This is a genomic window from Paeniglutamicibacter cryotolerans, from assembly GCF_014190875.1.
Taxonomy (GTDB): Bacteria; Actinomycetota; Actinomycetes; order Actinomycetales; family Micrococcaceae; genus Paeniglutamicibacter; species Paeniglutamicibacter cryotolerans.
Genome location: NZ_JACHVS010000005.1, coordinates 135,181 through 154,927 on the forward strand (window position 1 = coordinate 135,181; position 19,747 = coordinate 154,927).

The 19,747-nt window shown below is 61.6% G+C and carries 18 protein-coding genes and 2 pseudogenes; 17 read left to right on the plus strand and 3 right to left on the minus strand.

Annotated features, from left to right (window positions below):
* Positions 1 to 19: 19 nt before the first annotated feature.
* The 4 genes from E9229_RS19770 (at position 20) to E9229_RS18745 (ending at position 2,856) form a co-directional block, all read left to right on the plus strand.
* Entirely contained in the window at positions 20 to 436 is a 417-nt protein-coding gene (locus E9229_RS19770) for a DUF6308 family protein (RefSeq protein WP_183513296.1), read from the plus strand.
* A 40-nt stretch (positions 437 to 476) separates the two neighbouring features.
* Positions 477 to 776 (plus strand): type II toxin-antitoxin system Phd/YefM family antitoxin, encoded by a 300-nt coding sequence (locus tag E9229_RS18735; protein WP_183513335.1) that lies wholly within the window; start codon positions 477 to 479, stop codon positions 774 to 776.
* Positions 773 to 1,339, plus strand: coding sequence for a type II toxin-antitoxin system RelE family toxin (locus E9229_RS18740; RefSeq protein ID WP_183513297.1), 567 nt, complete (start codon positions 773 to 775; stop codon positions 1,337 to 1,339). The genes E9229_RS18735 and E9229_RS18740 overlap by 4 nt, the downstream gene beginning before the upstream one ends.
* A 122-nt stretch (positions 1,340 to 1,461) precedes the next feature.
* Positions 1,462 to 2,856, plus strand: coding sequence for an IS1380 family transposase (locus tag E9229_RS18745; RefSeq protein WP_183513299.1), 1,395 nt, complete (start codon positions 1,462 to 1,464; stop codon positions 2,854 to 2,856).
* A gap of 345 nt (positions 2,857 to 3,201) precedes the next feature.
* On the opposite strand, the gene E9229_RS18750 is transcribed toward E9229_RS18745, so the two are convergent.
* Entirely contained in the window at positions 3,202 to 3,993 is a 792-nt protein-coding gene (locus tag E9229_RS18750; protein ID WP_183513300.1) for an SDR family NAD(P)-dependent oxidoreductase, read from the minus strand.
* A gap of 89 nt (positions 3,994 to 4,082) precedes the next feature.
* On the opposite strand from E9229_RS18750, the gene E9229_RS18755 reads away from it, so the two are divergent.
* From E9229_RS18755 to E9229_RS18775, 5 genes are all read left to right on the plus strand, one after another.
* On the plus strand, positions 4,083 to 4,592 hold the full coding sequence (locus E9229_RS18755; protein WP_183513301.1) for a MarR family winged helix-turn-helix transcriptional regulator: 510 nt from the start codon (positions 4,083 to 4,085) through the stop codon (positions 4,590 to 4,592).
* A 147-nt stretch (positions 4,593 to 4,739) separates the two neighbouring features.
* The gene (locus E9229_RS18760; RefSeq protein ID WP_183513302.1) at positions 4,740 to 5,573 is read left to right on the plus strand and encodes an IS5 family transposase; all 834 of its coding nucleotides are present in this window, start codon (positions 4,740 to 4,742) and stop codon (positions 5,571 to 5,573) included.
* 156 nt (positions 5,574 to 5,729) lie between these two features.
* Positions 5,730 to 6,164: a hypothetical protein gene (locus E9229_RS18765; protein ID WP_183513303.1), complete on the plus strand. Its 435-nt coding sequence runs from the start codon at positions 5,730 to 5,732 to the stop codon at positions 6,162 to 6,164.
* Complete coding sequence (locus E9229_RS18770; protein ID WP_183513305.1) at positions 6,164 to 7,162, plus strand: DDE-type integrase/transposase/recombinase; 999 nt, start codon at positions 6,164 to 6,166, stop codon at positions 7,160 to 7,162. The genes E9229_RS18765 and E9229_RS18770 overlap by 1 nt, the downstream gene beginning before the upstream one ends.
* 82 nt (positions 7,163 to 7,244) lie before the next feature.
* Positions 7,245 to 7,559, plus strand: coding sequence for a hypothetical protein (locus E9229_RS18775; RefSeq protein ID WP_183513306.1), 315 nt, complete (start codon positions 7,245 to 7,247; stop codon positions 7,557 to 7,559).
* A gap of 151 nt (positions 7,560 to 7,710) precedes the next feature.
* On the opposite strand, the gene E9229_RS18780 is transcribed toward E9229_RS18775, so the two are convergent.
* Positions 7,711 to 8,115 (minus strand): hypothetical protein, encoded by a 405-nt coding sequence (locus tag E9229_RS18780; protein WP_183513307.1) that lies wholly within the window; start codon positions 8,113 to 8,115, stop codon positions 7,711 to 7,713.
* 180 nt (positions 8,116 to 8,295) lie between these two features.
* Between E9229_RS18780 and E9229_RS18785 the strand changes: the two genes are divergently transcribed.
* From E9229_RS18785 to istB, 6 genes and pseudogenes are all read left to right on the plus strand, one after another.
* Positions 8,296 to 9,501 carry an integrase catalytic domain-containing protein gene (locus E9229_RS18785; protein WP_183513308.1) on the plus strand — a complete coding sequence of 402 codons (1,206 nt, stop codon included), beginning with the start codon at positions 8,296 to 8,298 and terminating at the stop codon, positions 9,499 to 9,501.
* Between the two features lie 705 nt (positions 9,502 to 10,206).
* On the plus strand, positions 10,207 to 10,590 hold the full coding sequence (locus tag E9229_RS18790; RefSeq protein WP_183513309.1) for a hypothetical protein: 384 nt from the start codon (positions 10,207 to 10,209) through the stop codon (positions 10,588 to 10,590).
* Positions 10,587 to 11,345: a hypothetical protein gene (locus E9229_RS18795; RefSeq protein WP_183513310.1), complete on the plus strand. Its 759-nt coding sequence runs from the start codon at positions 10,587 to 10,589 to the stop codon at positions 11,343 to 11,345. The genes E9229_RS18790 and E9229_RS18795 overlap by 4 nt, the downstream gene beginning before the upstream one ends.
* Before the next feature lie 7 nt (positions 11,346 to 11,352).
* Positions 11,353 to 12,351, plus strand: coding sequence for a hypothetical protein (locus E9229_RS18800; RefSeq protein WP_183513311.1), 999 nt, complete (start codon positions 11,353 to 11,355; stop codon positions 12,349 to 12,351).
* Between the two features lie 2,493 nt (positions 12,352 to 14,844).
* Positions 14,845 to 16,312 (plus strand): annotated as a pseudogene (istA, locus tag E9229_RS18805) (IS21 family transposase).
* Positions 16,309 to 17,060, plus strand: a pseudogene (istB, locus tag E9229_RS18810) (IS21-like element helper ATPase IstB). The pseudogenes istA and istB overlap by 4 nt, the downstream one beginning before the upstream one ends.
* Here the strand turns inward: istB and E9229_RS18815 are convergent.
* Positions 17,003 to 18,291 (minus strand): IS3 family transposase gene (locus E9229_RS18815; protein WP_183513312.1). Its coding sequence is split into 2 segments (ribosomal slippage): positions 17,003 to 18,018 and positions 18,018 to 18,291, totalling 1,290 coding nucleotides; the frame shifts between segments, so codons are not numbered across the junction. The pseudogene istB and the gene E9229_RS18815 sit on opposite strands and share 58 nt — an antisense overlap.
* A 297-nt stretch (positions 18,292 to 18,588) precedes the next feature.
* Here E9229_RS18815 and E9229_RS18820 point away from each other — a divergent pair.
* Positions 18,589 to 19,269: a helix-turn-helix domain-containing protein gene (locus E9229_RS18820; RefSeq protein ID WP_183513313.1), complete on the plus strand. Its 681-nt coding sequence runs from the start codon at positions 18,589 to 18,591 to the stop codon at positions 19,267 to 19,269.
* A gap of 130 nt (positions 19,270 to 19,399) precedes the next feature.
* Positions 19,400 to 19,693, plus strand: a complete 294-nt coding sequence (locus E9229_RS19130; protein ID WP_221184798.1) for a hypothetical protein — start codon at positions 19,400 to 19,402, stop codon at positions 19,691 to 19,693.
* Positions 19,694 to 19,747: the final 54 nt, after the last annotated feature.

A 19,747-nucleotide genomic window follows, 5' to 3' on the forward strand; every position in this document is an offset into this window, starting at 1 on the left:
TTCCGGGTGCACCGCACAAATGTACCAAGTCGACTCCGCGCTGCAGGAGCTCGGGAACCTGCTTCGCCGCGACGAAGAGGGGAACCTGTGGAACATGGGAGCAACGACCGTCAGCAAGGTCACGGCTCGCAAACGCCCGGCCCTGGTGCCGATCCAGGACAGCGCGGTCATGCGCGAATTCGGCGCGACAGACGCCACCTACTGGGACCAATGGTGGCAGGCCATGCACCTGCACATCCTTGACCGCCCCGTCGTTGGCGGATTCGCCAGCCAATTGCGCGGAAGCGTGCCCGAAGCCGCCCGCCTCAGTCTCCTGCGCACACACTGGATATCGTTACCTGGATGCACGGCACGTACGGTGCAAAACCTACGTAAGGGACGCCCATGCGCAGCCGTCGGATCTCTTAGACCGGCGAACAGTTTTCCACAAGGTTGAGGATCTACACAGAAATCTATATAGTTTTTACATGACCACCATGACCATCACAGAAGCTTCCCGGGCCGGCCTTTCCGCACTGGTCGCCTCGGCCGAAGAGGGGAACGACATCCCCCTGTCACGGCACGGCAAAATCGTCGCCGAAGTTGTTTCCGCCCAGGAGATTTCCAGCCTGAGGCGCGACCGCGACACGCTTCGCGACGCGGCACTCGTCATGGCCCGTTTCGCAACCGACACCGGGGTCCGCACCGACCTGGACCAGGCCATGGAATTCTTCGGCTTCACCCGCGCCGAGCTGGAAGCCGAGCTCGCCGCAGACATCGCCGCAGGGCGAGCGTGACGGAGTATCCCCGGCGAGCCTGCGTGGTTCGGCTCACCGAGGATGCCGTTGCGGACCTTCACCGGCTCGGCAAGAAAGACCCCGCGATCGTCCGCGCCGTCTTCAAGAAGATGCTCCTGCTGGAACGATCCCCGGATGCCGGGGAGCCCCTGCTGGGCGCCTTGGTCGGTTTTCGCAAGCTCGTCGTCGGGGATCGCCATTGGCGCATTGTCTGGCGGGTCACCGCGGACACCGATGGCACCCCGATCCTTGACATTTCCGAAATCTGGGCAGTGGGCGCCCGGTCCGACAGCGAGATCTACGAGGAGCTTAAGGCCCGTGTCGCCCGGATTGGCGATGATCCCACGCTCCAGCCGCTGAAGGACGTTATTGTCCAAATGGGACGCCTTTATGAAACCGTCGAGGCCGCTGCCGAACCCCCGCGGGAGCCCTCCCTGCCGGACTGGCTTGTCACCGCCCTGCGGGACCAGCTCAATCTTGGCCCCGAAGAGATCGCCGGCATCACCGAGCAGCAGGGACAAGAGCTGCTGATGAAGCATTGGTCCAGCCGCCGGGAGTCCTAAGCCTTGATCCACCGATGAGATTTGGGAGCTGCTCGGCGTTTTAACCACGAAATGCCCGTCGTATCAGGGAAAATTGAACTTGCGACAGTAGCAACATTCCTGAAATGAAGGACATCTCGTAGATGCAAGTTTCCCACAATCCCTCCGCCGTGTCAGTTTCCTTCGACGAACCAAACCTCGTGTCCACCGCCGGGTTGCTGCCGGCCATGGTCCTGGCCCGGGACTCAGGCCTGCATGAACTGACTGACCAATGGCTCAGCGTGCCCACCGACAAAGGTGCCAACCCCGGGTTAAAGATTGCTTCCCTCGTGGCCGGGATGGTGGCCGGCGCCGACTCCATTGACGATATGGCCCTGTTGCGGCACGGAGCCATGAAAAAGGTCTTCACCGCCTGCTATGCCCCCTCCACCCTGGGGTCCTTCCTGCGCTCCTTCACCTTCGGGCACGTACGCCAGCTCGATGCCGTGGCCTCCAGGTTCCTGGTGAGCCTGAACCGCAAGGCCCCACTGCTGGGTGATGTTGCCGCTGATGACTACGTTTACCTCGACGTCGATGACACCATCATCGAGGTCCACGGCTACCAGAAGCAGGGCTCGGGCTACGGATATTCCGGGGTGCGCGGGCTCAACGCCTTGCTGGCCACAGCATCCACGAAGGACGCGGTGCCGTTCATTGCCGCCCAACGCCTGCGCAAGGGCGCAGCCAACTCCGCCCGCGGAGCCAAGAAGTTCGTCACCGAGGCACTGGGCACGCTCACACGTTGCCAACCCGGATCGAAGGTGTTGTGCCGTTTCGACTCCGCCTACTACGGCCACGGGCCGGTATCGGCGGCCTTGAAGGCGGGCGCGCAGGTCTCGGTGACGGTGCGCATGGACCCGGCCGTGAAGCGGGCGATCGCCACGATCCCGGAGGATGCCTGGGAGACCATCCACTACACCGATGCGATCCTTGACGAATCCACCGGGGTTTTGGTCTCCAGCGCCGAGGTCGCCGAAACCGGCTTCACCGCGTTCACCTCCCGCAAGAAAGCCGAACGGGTTCCCGGGCGCCTGGTGGTGCGCCGGATCCCGGAACTGAACCCGAAGAAGGCCGCCGGGCAAGGCACCCTCTTTGACAGCCACCGTTTCCACGCGTTCTTCACCACCGTGGACCACGGGGTCCTGGACACCGTCGCGGCGGACAAGGCCCACCGCCAACACGCGGTCATCGAGCAGGTCAACGCAGATTTGAAGGACAGCGCACTGGCCCATATGCCCTCCGGGCACTTCGGCGCCAATAGTGCCTGGCTGGTGGCCGCGGCCATCGCCTACAACCTCACCCGCGCCACCGGAATCCTGGCCGGCGGCACCTTCGCCAAGGCCAGGAGCGCAACGGTCCGGCGCAAGCTCATCCAGGTTCCGGCGCGCATCGCGCGCAGTGCCAGGAAAACCAAGCTCCGGCTTCCGCTGGATTGGCCATGGGAAACCGAATGGGAACGGCTCTTCACTTCCGTGCACGCCCCACCCCAAATCGCCTAGAACCGTTCACCGAGCCCTCTGCGGCGCAACCAGGAAACCATCGTGGAACACCCGCCGGCAGAGAGGCTGGCGCCCTTCCCGTGCCCAAAAACGAAACCGCCCCCGTCCGTCGTCAGCAGACGACGACCGGGGGCGGATCGGTGGATCAAGGCTAAGGGGGTCGCCTCAGAAAACGGAAAAAATCGTACGATCAGGGCGCGTGCAGCCAGGTAGCCACTGGACTGCGGCTTGCCAATAGAAGCCACCCATAGCCTGCCCGCAGGGGAACCTCTACCGGGCTGCAAGGTGGATACGGACAGGTGGGCATGGGTGAAAGCCGGAGAGGGCGGAATTTTATTGCGCCAGTCAGAGCATTGCGGTCAGTACTCCTCCGTCAGCGCGCACGGCAGTTCCGTTTGTCGCGGAGGAGAGGGGGCTTGAGAGATACACGGCGAGGTTCGCGATTTCGGCGGGCTCGATGAAGCGCTCAAGGAGAGATGTCTGATTGCCACCAATGATCATTGCTTTCATCTCATCCGCTGACATTCGCTGCGACTCCGCAATGTCCTGGATGGTACCGGCAACGCCGTCGGAGTAGGTCGGGCCGCCGAGGATCGTGTTGACCGTCACATCGGTTCCGCGAGTGAGTTTGGCGAGGCCGTTGCTCAAGGCGAGCATCCCTGCTTTCGTCACGCCGTAGTGCGTCATGTCAGCGGGTACGTTTACGCCTGATTCGCTGCCTACGAAAATGATCCGACCCCAGCCAGCATCGATCATCCCGGGTAGTAGCTCTCTGGAGAGCCGGACTCCGCTCATCACGTTTACCGCGAAATAACGAGACCATTCATCGTCAGATATTTCAGTGAAGGGCTTTAGCCCGAAGAGACCGACGTTATTGACAAGGATGTCGACGGCCCCGAGCGTGCTGAGCAGGCTCTGCACCGCTGAGGCGTCTGTGAAGTCCGCTGCAATGCCGGTAACGACTCCGCCAGGCACTTCGGCCTGAAGGTTCTTCACCGATTGCTGGAGGCGGCTGGCGTCGCGGCCGTTGATTACCACCTCGGCCCCTTCTTGGAGGAGCGCCTTTGCGATCGAGTACCCAATCCCTTGCGTTGACCCGCTTATAAAGGCGCGTTTGGTTGACAGTTGCATGTCCATGGTCGTTTTAGCCTCTCGCATTACTTGCTCAGTCAAGTAAGAATAGTCAAAATTGTTTGCCCAGTCAAGTAAACGGGTAACCTGTATGCATGACTGATTCCAGCGTCCCCAACCTCCTCGCGGGAGATAACCTCGCGACGTGGGCAGCTCTTGCGACGGTATTGGAATGGCTGCCCGCTGCACTCGATGCGCCTTTGGTTCGTGATTTCGACCTCACACACTTTGAGTACGGCATCCTCTTCGCCTTGGCTGACGCGCCGAACCAGATGCTGAGGATGACTGTCCTGGCTGGCTATGCCAATAGCTCGCTTTCTAGGCTCTCTCGAGCAGTATCGCGGATTGAGGGTCGCGGTTGGGTGCAGCGCAGTCGTGACCCTTTGGACGGGCGGTCGACCTTGGCCTCCCTGACCGAGGCAGGGCTTGCGATGGTCGAAAAGGTCACTCCTGTGCATTCTCGGACCGTTACGAAATTGGTCTTAGAGCCTCTCACGACCGCCCAACGGGGTCAGCTGCGCGATATCAGTCTTCGGATTCAACACGCGATTCGGGAGCAGGAGAGTTGGCGGGCAACAAGCACCTTCTCTTCCGACACTGACTAAGAAAATGCGCCAATAGGCGTGCCCCACAAACCCGCCAAACCGCACGCCAGCGTCATTAAGCTGCCAGTCGACGTCATTAAGAAGCAAGGCAGGCACGACTCCTGCTAAAACTGTTTTCGACCAAGAAAACGTTTAACCAGGAGAATCGTGCCTGCCCTTCCATCATTCCTCATCGAACCCCTCTGGACCCAATTCCAGGCCCTGATCCCACCCGTTGAAGACCACCACCCCCTGGGCTGCCATCGCCCCCGCATCCCGGACAGGCTCGTCTTCGACAAGCTCATCCAGGTCCTCGTCCTCGGGGCCTCCTACGAGAAAATCTCCGACACCAACTGCTCCGCCACCACCATCCGACGGCGCCGGGACCTCTGGATCGATGCCGGAATCTTCACCACCCTGGAGCAGATCTGCCTCGAATCCTACGACCGCATCCTCGGGCTGGAACTGGAGAACCTCACCGTGGACAGCTGCATCGTCAAGGCCCCATGCGGCGGGGAAATGGCCGGAAAATCGCCGGTAGACCGCGGCAAACTCGGCACCAAACGCTCGGTCCTCACCGACGGCAAGGGCATCCCCCTGGGATGCGTGGCCGCACCAGCCAACCGACACGACTCCCCGCTACTGCGCCCCACCTTGGAGAAACTCTCCCGCTTCGGATTCCACCTGCCACCAAAGATCACCGTGCACCTGGACGCCGGCTATGACAGCTCCAAGACCCGCACCCTGCTCACCGAACTCGGCTGCGAATGGGTGATCAGCACCAGCGGCGAGCCGCTACAAGCAGGGGCGCGCTGGGTCGTTGAGCGAACCAACGCTTGGCACAACCGAGGCTTCAAGAAACTGTTGATCTGCACCGAACGCCGCACCCTGGTCATCGACGCGATGATCAGCCTCGCCAACAGCATCATCGTCCTGCGGCGCCTGATCCGAGAGGCCTGGCACACCCACCGCTGGGACGCAAGACCCCAACGAAAGCCCTAACGATCAGGGCCTATTGGCGCATTTTCTAACCTCGATATTTCATCGGCACGGGCACGGGCCGCAGGATCTCGATAATTTAAGTAAGTTCTGCCGGCCCTCTGAGCCAAGCTGGTTGTGAGCCACCCGGTTCTTTCCATCCTGCCGAAGGAGACAGCCATGACAGCGACCATCCAGGGATACACCCGTGAGGAAATCCGTGAGTTCATGCATCAGTACTACCTGCAACCACACCGGACGAAGGGAACCTGGCTGGCCTCACAATCCGTGCCGGCATGGACCTTTCAACAGTGGCGGAAGCTGGTCTACGACGGGGACCTCGACCGGAACCTGATACCAAGGGATCATGGGAGCATGACCCGAACATCCGGCGAACGGTCCGCGTTTGAAAAAGCACGCGCCCAGGAAATCGCTGAGCATCAATCAGAAGTGAAAAAGCTCCAGGAGCGCATCTTTGAGCTTGAGGGATCAAACGAGGCCCTGGGAAAAGCTATCGGGCTCTTGCACACGCTGAACGTGCCAGGGCCCGCTACCGAAGCGACGCGCAATCCGAAGCGTTCATCGACACCGAAAACCAGCTCATCCGGACATTGATGGAGTTCACCGGCTCCCAACGCCGGGCACTGGCACTGGCCGGGGTCTCGCGCTCCACCTGGCATTACCGGCACAAGCCCCGAGAACGCGTCCAGGACCCGCTGCATCAGTCCGAGCGGGCCTACGAGAGCCGCATCAGCGAGGAGGACCGGGAGCGGATCAGCGAATTCATCAGGCTGGGATGGGCCAACCACAACTCCGTGGACCATTCCTTCGCCACGGCCTGGGATGCCGGGATCATGCTCGCCTCCCGGCGCACCTGGTGGCGCATCGCCGCGGAGATCGAAGACCAGCTGCTGCGTCCCCGGGTCCCGACCAAACGCCAGAACCGGCGGGGTACGCGGACCAAACCCGTGTTGAAGGCCACCGGACCGGGCCAGATCTGGTCCTGGGACATAACCGATGTGTACTCACCGTGGAAGTCGGTGGTGTTCAAGGTCTATTCCGTGATGGACATCTTCTCCCGCCGGATCGTGGCGTGGAGGGTGGAGGACCGCGAAGCGGACCACCTGGCCGTGGAGATGTTTGAGGGTGCCATCACCGAGCACGGGGCACCGCACACGGTGCATGCCGACTCGGGACCTGCCATGAAATCGCATCTGCTGCGCGATGCGCTGACCGCCCACGGCGTGGAACTCTCCCACAACCGGCCGTACGTGAGTAACGATAATCCGTTCAGCGAGTCGGGATTCCGGACCATGAAATACCGGCCCGGTTACCCACGGATCTTCAAGACCGTGGAGAGCGCCGGGGCCTACATCGGGGACTACGTGCCGTGGTACAACACGAAGCACAAGCATTCGGGGATTGCCCTCTTCTCGCCCGCTCAGGTCCATGACGGGTCCTGGAAAGAGGTGTGGGATACGCGTGAGCACGCGTTGCAGTGCTACTACGAGAAGAACCCCGGACGCTTCCGCACCCGGCCCAGGACACCGGCCCCGGCCAACTGCGTGGGAATCAACCTGCCCGAAACGAAACCGGCCCTACTGAGCGCCTAGTGACTCCACACAGCTTGACAATTTTCGCTCAACACGCCACCCCACGATCTGGCGGGAGAAGATATCCATCACGGAATAGACCTTGAACACCACCGACTTCCACGGTGAATACACATCGGAAATGTCCCAGGACCAGATCTGGCCCGGCCCGGTGGCCTTCAGCACGGGCTTCGCGCTCCGGGCCCGCTTGTTCTGGGCCCTGGTAGGAACCGTGGGGCGCAACATTTGGTCTTCAATCTCGGCAGCGATACGCCACCAGGTGCGTCGAGAGGCGAGCATCACCCCGTTGTCCCAAGCCGTGGCGAAGGAGTGGTCCACGGAGACCTGCTCGGCCCAGCCCAGCTTGATGTATTCACTGATCCGCTCACGGTCCGCCTCGCTGATCCGGCTCTCGTAGGCGCGCTCGGACTGATGGATCGGGTCCCGGACGTGTTCACGGGGATTGCGTCGGTAATGCCACGTGGAGCGCGATACGCCGGCCAGTTCAAGTGCCTGGCGTTGGGAGCCGGTGACGTCCCTCAGGGTTCGGACGAGCTGGTTCTCGGCGTCTATAAACTTTTCGGAGCGTTCGTCGGCTTCGTATCGGGCCCTGACACGTTCAAGTCGTGCAAGAGCCCGATAGCTTTTCCCAAGGCGGTATTGGACCCCTCAAGCATGCGAATGCGTTCCTGGAGCTGTTCGACTTCTAACTGGTGTTCAGCGATTTCTTTGGCGCGGGCTTTTTCAAACGCGGACCGTTCGCCAGATGTTCGGGTCATACTCCCATGATCCCTTGGTACCAGGTTCCGGTCGAGGTCCCCGTCGTAGACCAGCTTCCGCCACTGCTGCAGGGTCCATGCCGGCACGTTCTGAGCAGCCAGCCAGGTTGCTTTGGTTCCGTGTGGTTGAAGGTAGTACTGGTGCATGAACTCGCGGATTTCTTCGCGAGTGTATCCCTGGATTGTTGCTGTCATGGCTGTCTCCTTCAGCAAGGTTTGGACGAACCGTGTGGCTCACAACCAGCCTGACGTAGAGGGGACTCATGAAAAGTGCTCGCGAAATGGGGTGCGTGCCTCATCTGGAATGTGCTCGCGAAATCTCTGGCCCACGCCGGGCGCTCTTGGTGTGCTGGAGGGATGGGTAATGGGATCTCGTTGTCTGCACGCAGGGAAATCACCAAGAAGGAAGCCACGGAGTATGCACGGGCTTCGAAGAAGGCCAAGGGAGTCATCCTGACCCGTTTGGTCATCCAGCTCGGCTGGTCCCGGGCCAACGCCCGCCGGCAGTTGAACCATGCCCTGAAACGGCGCGGACCGGCCTCGGCGGTGAAGCGGAACCCACGTCCACGGACCTACGGGTACGACACGCTCAAGGTCCTGCAACGGGTCTGGCTCATGGCCGGGCAACCATGCGGAAAATACCTGGCCCCGATCATGGGACCCACGCTGCAGAACATGGAAAACCATCCCGGTTCCGCACCGTTTGGCCACGAAAAAGCCCGGTATACCCCGGCAGTTCGGGCTCAGCTGCTCACGATGAGCCCGGCGACCATCGACCGGCTGCTGGCCCCCTGCAAGGCCCTGCTCTATCCCGACGCGAAGTCCTCGACCCGTTCGGTCGCAAATAGGCACCGCGAGGCGATTCCCATCATGACCCACGTGCCGGAGATCGATAAGCAGCCGGGCTTGGTAGCCATCGACACCGTCGCCCATTGCGGGCACACGCTCAAGGGCGAGTTCGCCTTCACCCTCACCGTGACCGATGTGTTCACCGGCTGGACGATGAACCGGGCCATCAAGAACAAGGCCGCCAAATGGATCGTTCAGGCCATGGACGAGATTGCCACCAAATTCCCTTACCCGATCGATCACGTCCACAGCGATAACGGCTCTGAGTTCCTCAACGACGCGGTCACCAAATGGTGTGATGTCCAGGGGATCCGGATGACTCGATCCCGGGCCCACCACTCCAACGACAACCCGTTCGTTGAGCAGAAAAACGGTGACATCGTGCGCCGTTCGGCGTTCAACTACCGTTACGACACCCCCGCGGAGCTGGTTCTCTTGCAGGAGCTCTGGCCGTTGGTGAACCTGCGCAAGAACCTGTTCCTGCCGACCAAGAAGGCTGTTGGCTACCGTTTGAGCAAGACCGGGAGGCAGGTGCGTGACTACGACGCGCCGCGTACCCCGGCGGACCGGGTGAAAGGTACCGGGGTGATGCTGCCACCGGAACGGGCCGCCGTGGAAGAGCTGCTTCGCGAGGTGGATCTGGCGAAATTGACCCGCCGGATCTCGGGAATCCAGCAGGACCTGATCCGGTTGGCTGCCGCCAAGACCTCCTCCCAGGCGAGGGTTGCCTGATGAGTTTCGAGAGCACTTTAGGTGAGGCACGCGGTGGTCATTTGGCGAGCACATTGACATGAGGCACTACGGCTTCTGCGTCGGGGTGAACGACCTGCGAGGGGTCGGTCCACCGGCACGCGGTCCGGGACTACTCATGGATCCATCTTGGCGTACTTCGGCCAAAACTAGATTCTGCATAATGATTGGTTTCCTGGTTCTCGCCCTACGCGATCGAGCTGAGGTGCTCTGTCACCGTGGTACCGCTCCAGCCTGACACGTAGGGACGGGACCCTCGTCACATGGAATCTGCAGAAGACTAAACGTAGCAAGTATGTCAGTACAGAATTCACGCGGATCGGAACGGGTGACAGGCTCGAATACACCTATGTCATTTCCGAGGAAGATGTCAGCGAGGACCTGTTCATCGGAGTTGTGCTTTCAAACGACTCTCCGTATCACCGGCATGGCACCAGCCACGACGATGTCCGCTTCTTTAGGTATCAAGTAAATCCGCCAAGGAGCATTCCTGGATCCCTTGAGGCCAATGAAGATATACCAGCGGTTCAATCAGGCTTTGCCGAACAGCCCAAGGGACCCGTTTGGAAAAGGTTCCTGCCCGGGGGTGGCCTGTAGGTCCTTGACGGCGACCCTGGCGCCGGCGGGTGGCACCGGCGTACCTACCACTGTCTACCATGGGTGTCATTTGGGTGTTATTATGGGGTCATGAGCATTTCAACGACCATCATCGAGGGGCACAACGAGACCGCCCGCATGGACATCCACGAGCTCGTACGACGCTTGAACAGCCATCTCGGCCCTCTCTTGGTGGCCGCACTGGCAGGTTCTAAGGACAGGAAGCTTCCCCACAAGTGGGCGAAGCCCGACGGTCCGACCCCCGGTCCGGCCTTCCAAAAACGCCTGCAGCTGGCACACCGCGTCTGGATCTCGCTTGCAGATGCAGAGAGCGAGGCCATCGCGCGCGCTTGGTTCATTGGCGGAAACCCCTTTTTGGACGAAGACACCCCGATCACCGCGATCCGCGAAGACCGGCACAAAGAGGTCTTCCAGGCACTGACGGCGTTCCTCGAGGACAGGCAAGACGTTTGAGCGGGCGGCAGTGCACAAAAACGGGTCTCTGGATCCTGGACGATTTCCGGTCCGGCCGCCGGGTTGCCACCGCCAACCGCGGTGCCTTGGATCCGCCCGAGCGTCTGAGCGGTGATGACCCGGCGGGCTGGAACCGCTATGACACGCCGGGCTCCACAGTCTATATTTCTGACAACGACGAGATCGCCTTCGCGGAAGTGCTGTCGGGGTACGCCATGAAGCTTGGCTCCAAGCACCCGATGCAAAAGGATGCCGACTTCATGGGCATGACCCTGGACGATTACTTCAAGGGCGTCAAAGACGACTGGGGCAACCAGGTCAAGATGGGCTGTCTGCCGCGGCACTGGCGCGATCGGCGCAACATCTACCAGCTCACACTGAACGGCGCGGGGTGGTGGGTCGATGTCGAACACCCCGACTCCATCTCAGCCATAAGCGCCGGCATCGGCGAGAAACTCAAAAATGAACTTGGCATCTCCCAGTTGACGCTCGGCGTCCTCCACGGGGAAAACCGGGCGGCGACGACCAAGATCGCCGCATGGATCCGCGAGCAGACAATGGATGACGGAAGCCTGCCGTTGGGTATTCGGTTCATGAGCAAACACGGTGGGGGTGACTGTTGGGCGTACTGGCTGCGCCGCCGGGACGATGGCTTGGACGGCGACGAAATGGCCTCCGATTCGGGCACCGGAATCCAGTCCCACAATTCCGCTCTACTGACCGTGGCAAAACGCTTCGGCATCAAGATCTGGTAGACAGAACGTGAGCACTCCCCCGGCCCCACTGCAGCAGTTTCAGGACATCTTCCCTGCCGCCTTCCAGACGTTACCGGCACCAGAGCTGCCCGACCGAGCCAACCTCAAAACGGTGCGAGCTGCCATCGCCGGCGCCTTGGCCCAGACACCTGCACAAGAGGTGGCGGAAGAGTGCGAACGATTCGGCCTCGCGCCACCCCAAGATGGTGAGGATCCCTGGAAGGGCAAGATCCGATACATCGAGAAAAAGCTCCGGGAATTCTCCCTGCAGCAGCTCGTCGCCCTGGGCCACCGGGTCAACGAGGAGCATCCTTCAACGGAACTCGAACATGTGCTTTCCCTTGCCGGCGTCGGCGGGGTGGCTGGCGACCTAAAGAACCTCATTTTTGCCGCAAACGGTCCGAAGCCCAAGATTGTCCTGCTCGATGCGGTGAACAACGACATCCAGATCACCAAAAACGCCGAACACTGTCTGGTCTACAACAGGTCACTACCGGCCGATGGACTGAGCTGGCGGGCACTGGTGTCCTGGTGGGCCGACACAGAAACCATCCCCGCCGAGACCGAACGCGAAACGGCCGGGACGCTCTACCGCCGTCTCATGGCATCGATGGAGGGCAACGGCGCCGAGCAATTCCTTTTCCAGCAATACTGCAGTCTGTACGGTGCCCACGGGTTTGACCTTCCGGCTCTGATCCCGCAGGTGTACCTGCATTACGATCCCTACACCAAACGCCACGGCGGTACGCTTCCTCGGCAACGGATGGATTTTCTCTTGCTGCTGCCGAACCGAAGGCGGGTCGTGCTCGAGCTGGACGGGGTCCAGCATTACGCTGACCCGGACGGGCGGGCCAAACCGAGGTTGTACGCCGAGATGGTGGCCGAGGACCGCCGACTCAGGCTCACCGGCTACGAGGTCTACCGCTTCGGCGGGTTCGAATTCGTGAACCGGGACCAGGCGGGGACCATGTTGAACGGCTTCTTCCGAGAGCTCCTCCAGTTGTGAATCGCGAGCTTGGAACTCCCGGCACCACATCCAACGATGCTCACGTGCCGGCCCGCACGTGGCACCTGTAGAACGCAGATAATGGCGGTTCCGTCGTTTTCCCTCAACATGAACCTATCCAGGTAGCTTCAAAGACCCCCAGCTAAACCGACAGTCAACCCAAATTACGACACTAACCTGATGGTTCTGCGTTGGTCTCCTGACGTCAGGATGATGTATACCCCAAACTGGCACGTGTGACCTGGCGCGCTATTTCACGCCATTGCTACCCATGCCCCACCCCCAGGCGGAAGCTCTAGCGGGCGGCCGAGGAACACCCGAGGAGGCAAGGGGTGAGCTCTTGGAGAGCGTCAACTCCGATTCCTGCCCTGGTGCGCGCAACTGGTGAGCGATGCAAACTTTGACACGAACGGCATGAGGCGGGCTAGTGATGGATATAGCTCCATCTCTAGCCCGCCCCATAGGGTGTTGCTTTACTGCTGTGGCCGTCTCAAGCTGTCCTACGGCCCGGTACTGCAGGTACTACCGGTGTTGCTGGTACTGCTGTGGTCGTCTCAAGCTGTCCGACGACCACGCCCTCCGGGTACTGCTTTACTGATTTACTGCTGGTACTGCCGGTTTTGCTGCGGCCGTCTCAAGCTGTCCGACGGCCGGATACTGCTGGTACTGCTTTACTGCTGGTACTGCTTGATTGCCGGGGTAACTGGTTCTGCTGTACTGCTGCGGTCGTCTCAAACTGTCCGACGACCACGCCCTCCGGCTACTGCTTTACTGCTGGTGTTGCTGGTACTGCTTGATTGCCGGGGTAACTGGTTCTGCTGTACTGCTGCGGCCGCCTCAAGCTGTCCGACGACCACGCCCTCCGGCTACTGCTTTACTGCTGGTGTTGCTGGTACTGCTGTACTGCTGCGGTCGTCTCAAGCTGTCCGACGACCACGCCCTCCGGCTACTGCTTTACTGCTGGTACTTCTTTACTGCGGTGGCCGTCTCAAGCTGTCCGACGGCCGGGTACTGCCATGCGGGGTTCCCCCGAAAGGAAGCAACTGCAGCTTCCTCAATCTGGGGGTAATTCGCTCTCCTCCCCCGCATGCCAAAAAATATAGTACTGCTTCCAGAGAAAATCAAATCCCCAAGTTTCCGGGGTTTTTGGAGGGGTTGGGCACCAAACCAAGCGAGGTCGCTGGCTTACGGCATGGTCCCCTCGGGATGCCCGGGGGTGACCTGGCCGTAGCGGACTCACCGGCGGGCAGATCCTGCCGGCCGGCCGGCGGTGGACCCACCGGGACGAGGAGCTGTCGATCGCGGTCATCGGGTTGCCACAAGCAAAGGCGCTACCTCAGGGGACAACCAATGAGTAGTCGAAGTCTTCGCAGCCGATGCTTGCGGTCAGTTCCGTGGTGCGGTTCTGGTCCTGGCAACGCAGCAAAATCGCTCATCGCGGCACGGAAGCCCCCGCAGAACCGCCTGGTGCGGCCGAGGGCACACCTCTGGCGCGTGATTCACACGGATCCTTGCCGGTTCCGCTGAAGAAACGGGTGTTCTCGGGTGCTCGGGCTTTGACCTGCAAGTTCCTGCCCGTGGGGTCACCGACACCCTTGTGGTCCAGGACCTTGATGCAGTCCGCTGAAAAGGTTGGTTCGGCGCGGGACCGGACCCCTGAGCTTGTTGGTCCGGAATGAGGCTTGGTTCCCCCTGGACGCCTGGGGTTGCCACGGGCTGTATTCAGCCACGGAAGCACTGGGCAGGGATGGATTTGACAGGGCCCGGCACTCGTTATTAGCCTATTGCTACTTGCATCCGTTGATGGATTTGACCGGCCAAGAGGGGAGGGACACGTCGCCGTTAAGCTAAACCTAAACCGAGACAAACCACCCCATTCATCGAGGGCCCCTCTGGCATAGAGGGGCCTTCTGTTTACCCGGAACGAGTCCCTCGTCCGCCCTCGAGGTGCGGGCATCTTGCCGCCTCTGCCCGGGCCGGGGAAAACAGCGAAGACGTTTATCCCCCCAAGCGGTGAAAACCTCAAGCGTCCGGCCGTGGAATCCCCGGCCGGGCGCTTGAGGCGATTCCATGGTGGTCGGCGACAGTCTGCCGGGCAGATGTTTCTCGCCGTGCAGTTCTTCCCTGGACGACGCCAACGGGCTGCCGGGCTGCGCCTTTTTTAGTAGGGGCGGTACTCGTCCACCATCGGGCAGTCGAACGGGTCGCAGGCGGAGATGTGTGTGATCGACTATCTGTAGGCCGTTTGAGCCAAGGAATCCAGCCAAGTTGGTGGCCGGTTTCCAGCCAAAAGAGCGGTAAGAATCAGGCCAGAGAATTCCACCCGGAAATCATCATTCCCGGACTGGCCTGCAGAGAAAGACCACCCGGTGGTTCGGGCCCGTCCAGTGTGTCAAGGCACATGGGCCCGCCACCACCCAGATAAGTTCCATACGGCGCTGCCATTGCAAAGCGTGTGCGCCGGAAGGAACTGGAAAGCAGATGACGGTACCCATGTCCGTACAAGAAAATATCAGAACTATGGATTCCCAGGGAATCTCGGGCCGGGAGATCGCCCGACGGTTGGGAGTCAGCCGGGACGCGGTCTCCAAGTACGCCAACCAACAGGATTTCTCCCCGGCCCCGGCGGCCCCCACCGCCCGGCCGGGCGCCTCGGTGCTCACCGGGTTCGAGCACCACATCGGGCAGTGGCTCACCGATGATGATCGCCGACCGCGCAAGCAGCGGCATACGGCCAAACGGGTCTTTGACCGGCTCGTGGAGGAACACGGTTTCACCGGCGCGTATTCGGCGGTGCAGCGGTACGCGAAGAAATGGAAGGCCGCCCACCGGAAGCCCGGGGAGGGCTTCACCGAGCTTCTCTGGCCCGCCGGCACCGTGCAGGTCGACTTCGGGCAGGCCGAAGCCATCATTGCCGGGGTCCGGCAGGTGCTGCACATCTTCTTGGTGACCTTCCCGTTCTCGAACATGCGCTTCGTACAGGCCTACCGCGGCGAGACCGCCGAATGCGTCGCCCACGGGCTGCGCACCGTGTTCGAGCACATCAACGCGGCGCCACGGCACCTGGTGTTCGACAACGCCACGGGCATCGGTCGGAGGGTCGGAACCAAGGTCGTCGAGTCGAAGCTCTTTGGTGCGTTCAAGCTCCACTACCGGTCCGAATCACGCTATTGCAACGCGTATTCGGGGCATGAGAAGGGCAACGAAAGAAAACGCGGTCGGGTTCCTGCGCCGCAACTTCATGGTCCCGCTGCCAGAAGCTGCCTCCCTGGCCAGGCTCAATGAGGTGTTGATGGCCAAATGCGACTCGTTGGCCGCCACCGTGCACTACCGCAAGGGCCTGCCCCTGGGCGAGCTGTTTGCCCAGGACGTGGCCGCGTCCCTTCAGCTGCCGGGGATCGGTTTCGAAGCGGTGCGCTACGAATCGCGCAGGGCCGACAAGACCGGGAACCTGCTCATTGATGGGAACACCTACGCAGCCGGGCCAATGTTCAATGGGCGGATGCTCACCGTGGGGCTGGGCCATGAGGTGGTGCAGATCCTGGACGAGCACTCGGCACCGGTGCGCACCTTCGAGCGTGTCTTCGGGACGCAGGCCGAGACGATCTTCGACCCGGCGTCCCCTCTCCCGTTGCTGGTGACCAAACCCGGTGCGTGGTCCCATTCCCCGTTGCGGACCCTGGTCAGCGACCCGGTGCGCGACTGGCTGGATGCGGCCACCGCCACCAACCGGCGCCGGTTGTTCAGCGCGGTGGACGCCGCGTCCGGGACCACCGGGTTCGATACCGCGATCCAGGCCGCCGACACCCTGATCCAGCGCGGGGACGAACCGGACATGGCCATGCTGGGCATGCTGGCCCGCCGCCTGGCCGACGGCACCGAACCACCGGCGGCCAACGTGGATCTGAGCGTCTATGACACCTTCACCATCCTGAACACCAGCACGGGAGAAGTCGCATGAATCCGATCACCGTCCAGGAGATCCTCGAGGCCGGAAAGCACGCCTCGCTGACCGGCAGCGTACTCACCGAGTGGGCCGAGAAAGGCACCCCGAAACAACGCGAATACCTGCACGGGGTCCTGGTCGCCGAGCACGAATCCCGACTCGAATCCCGGCGCCAGCGGCTGCTGAAGGCAGCGCGGCTGCCGGCCTTGAAAACCCTGAGCGGCTTCGACTACACCTGCGTGAAGTTCACCGGGGACTACGGACATGAGCCCCTGGAGTCCCTGGATTTCATCGACCGCGCCCAAGACCTCGTCCTCTATGGCGACGTGGGTACCGGCAAGACGCACATGGCCACCGCCTTGGTGGCCGCGGCCTGCCGGCGGGGCATCGCGGCCGGGTTCTTCACACCTCGGCGTTGGTGATGATGCTGCGCCGGGCCAAGGAGGAGGACCGGTTGGATAAGGAGCTCGCATCCCTGGCCAAAAATCAGGTCTTGGCCATCGACGAGCTGGGCTACCTGCCGATCGACACCGAGGGTGCCAGGCTGTTGTTCCAGGTCATCGCCGACAGCTATGAGAACCGTAGCTTGATCATTACCACCAACCTGGAGTTTTCAAGGTGGGGGACGGTGTTTGGGGATGACAACATGGCCGCTGCCGTCATCGACCGGCTGGTCCACCACGGAAGGCTGAACCGTCCCGGAAATCATGCCGCCGTCTTGTGGGCGGCAGCGTCGGGTAACGAGCCGGAAATTTCAGCATAGTAGGTTCGCTCAAATTCCTCCGGGGTTTGGTGTTCCAAAGTGGAATGCAAGCGCTCATTGTTGTACCAGTGAACCCAGTCGAAGACGACCTCAATCACGTCGGATTCAGTCTTCAGGGCCCCGGTTCGGAACGGTGAACCCTTGGCCACGGCTTCGTTCTTGAAGAGTCCCATCACGGTTTCGGCGGCCGCATTGTCGTACGCATCCCCGACGCTGCCGATCGAAGGGATCAGTCCCTCAATCTCCAGGGTGTCGGTGTAGCGGATCGAGGTGTATTGACTGCCCGCATCGCTGTGGTGCAGAAGTCCCTTGTCAACCGGTCTATTGGCGTTTTTTCGGCGCCATAGTGCCATCTTGAGGCACTGCTCCACGAAGGCGGTGTCCTTGACCGTGGAAGTTTCCCAGCCGACGATGGCCCGCGAATACAGGTCGATCACCAACGCGACGTAAACGAACCCGGAATACACCGGGACGTAGGTGAAATCGGTGACCCAAATCCGGTTTGGCGCGCTGGCCTGGAAATTGCGGTTCAGCCGGTCCCCGGCGCGTTTTCCGTCCTTGCCGGGGATGGTGGTGCGGGTCTTGCGGCCACGGACAAGCCCGTTCATGCCTTCGTCTCGCATGAGCCGGTCCACGGTGTGTTTGGAGGCCTCAGGGAAGTCATTGCGGCGCAGCCACGCGGTCATCTTCCGGCGACCGTAGAGGATTTCCGGCCGCGGCCGCCCCTTGGCGTCTGGGATGTTCAGTGCGCGTAACGTGTCGATGACCCTGGCGTCCTCGACCGCCCGCAGTGCCGGCAGTCGTGTTTTCCAGGCCCGGTAGGTCCGTGCGGCGACCTGCACGCCCTGCTCTCGCAGGACGGAACAGATCGACTCGACCGCATGGCCTTTGGCTCTCAGTTCGTCAATGAAACGGCAAATCAGCGGCGGCGAGGGTCGAGTTCCCTCGCGAAGAAAATCGATGCCGCTTTCAGGATCTCGTTGGCTTCCTTCAAGTCCCGGTTTTCGACCCGCAGCCGCTTGAGCTCATCGATCTCATCGGTGGTTGGGCCGTCCTTCTCGCCTGAGTCCACCTGGGATTGGACCACCCAACGGCGCAAGGACTCGGCGCCGACATCCAGCTTCGGGGCCAGTGCCTTGCATGCTGCGTAGAGCGATGGATATTCGGTGATTCGATCCAGGACCATGTTCACGGCACGGTCACGAACTTCGGCAGGGTATTTCTTGGGCATGGTTGCCATCTTTCTCAAAAAAGACAGCGGCATCAAACCCGGGACGGTTCACGTTGGCAGCCTATGTATACCGAGTTTGGCAAACATAGATCGCGCTGCCGCTGAAAGCGCAACCGCCGATAACCGCACATATGAAGTTATGGTTATCACTTCCATGCTGGACTCTTGGCCTTGCGCCTTTGGGTGCTAGCTCGGTCCACAGGGATGTTGCCGATGTTTGACCGACTTCAGTTGTCCGCATCCTGGAACAGGTGAACCGATGTATGCACAATGGTTCTTTTATGAGAACCTTTATGTATGAATGTTGTGACGACCCGGGAGGCGGCCGACCGCCTGGGCATCAGCGATGTCGCGGTGCGCAAGATGCTCCGCAGTGGCCGACTCACCGGCGCGGGGACCGCCGGCCGCACCCTGCTCATCGACCCCGCCTCTTTGCAACGGGTGGTCGATTCGGGTAAACATACCGGCAGGTTATGGAGCCCCCGGACGGCATGGGCAGCCCTATGCATCCTTTCCGGGCAGGAAGCACCCTGGATCACTGCGGCGGAAAAATACCGCCTTAAAACCCGCCTCGGCGACCTCGGATCCGAGGACGTGCATCTGCTGGCCAGGAACCGCGCCGCAGTAAAGCGCTACCGGGGAACCCCGGCGGCCGTGGACCGGCTCCGCCCACGACTGATGCCAACCGCGGGTTCCGCCATGCACGATGAGGTAACGGCCGCGCGCTTTAGCCTCTCCGGCGGCGGCGGGTTTGCCGAGGGCTATGCGACGGCCGGAGATGGCGAGAAGTTTGCCAACGCACTGGGCCTGGTGGAAGACCCCAACGGCAACGTGGTCATCCGCGAAACCACACGCACCGAACCATTCACCTCCAGCCATACGCCCTGGGCCGCGGTCGCCGTGGACCTGATGGATTCGCTATCCACCCGGGAACGCTCCGCGGGCATCCGCGTCCTCGAGGAACTGCTCCATGGCTGAGCCAAGCAGCGCTGACCTAGCTGGGATTCGACCCGTCTGGGAAGTCCCCGCGCCCGCGGGCGGGTGGGGCTCGCCGTGGCCGCAGTGTCTGGAATTGGCCCGAGCGCTGCCCGCCAGCAAATGGACACTGGTGGGCGGACTCATGGTGCAGCTGCACGCCGCCGTCGCAGGAATGGAAGTCACTCGGCCGACCTCCGACGTCGACATCATCCTGCATGTCGAAACGGGTTCGGTCACCGCCAGCGAGCTCAACGAAACCCTGCACACACTCGGATATAGCCTGCAGGCCTCGATCGATAACGGCGCCCCGGCCCACCGTTTCGTGCGAGGCGCCGAGCAGATCGACGTCATGGTCGCCGACCATGGGGTGGCCAAGCCTCCGTTGCTCCTGGGCCGGAGGGAAGTGTTCCGGATTCCTGCCTGAACGCAGGCCCTGCAGCGCACCGTCCATTGCCGAATCGACACAGGCGAGGGAGCC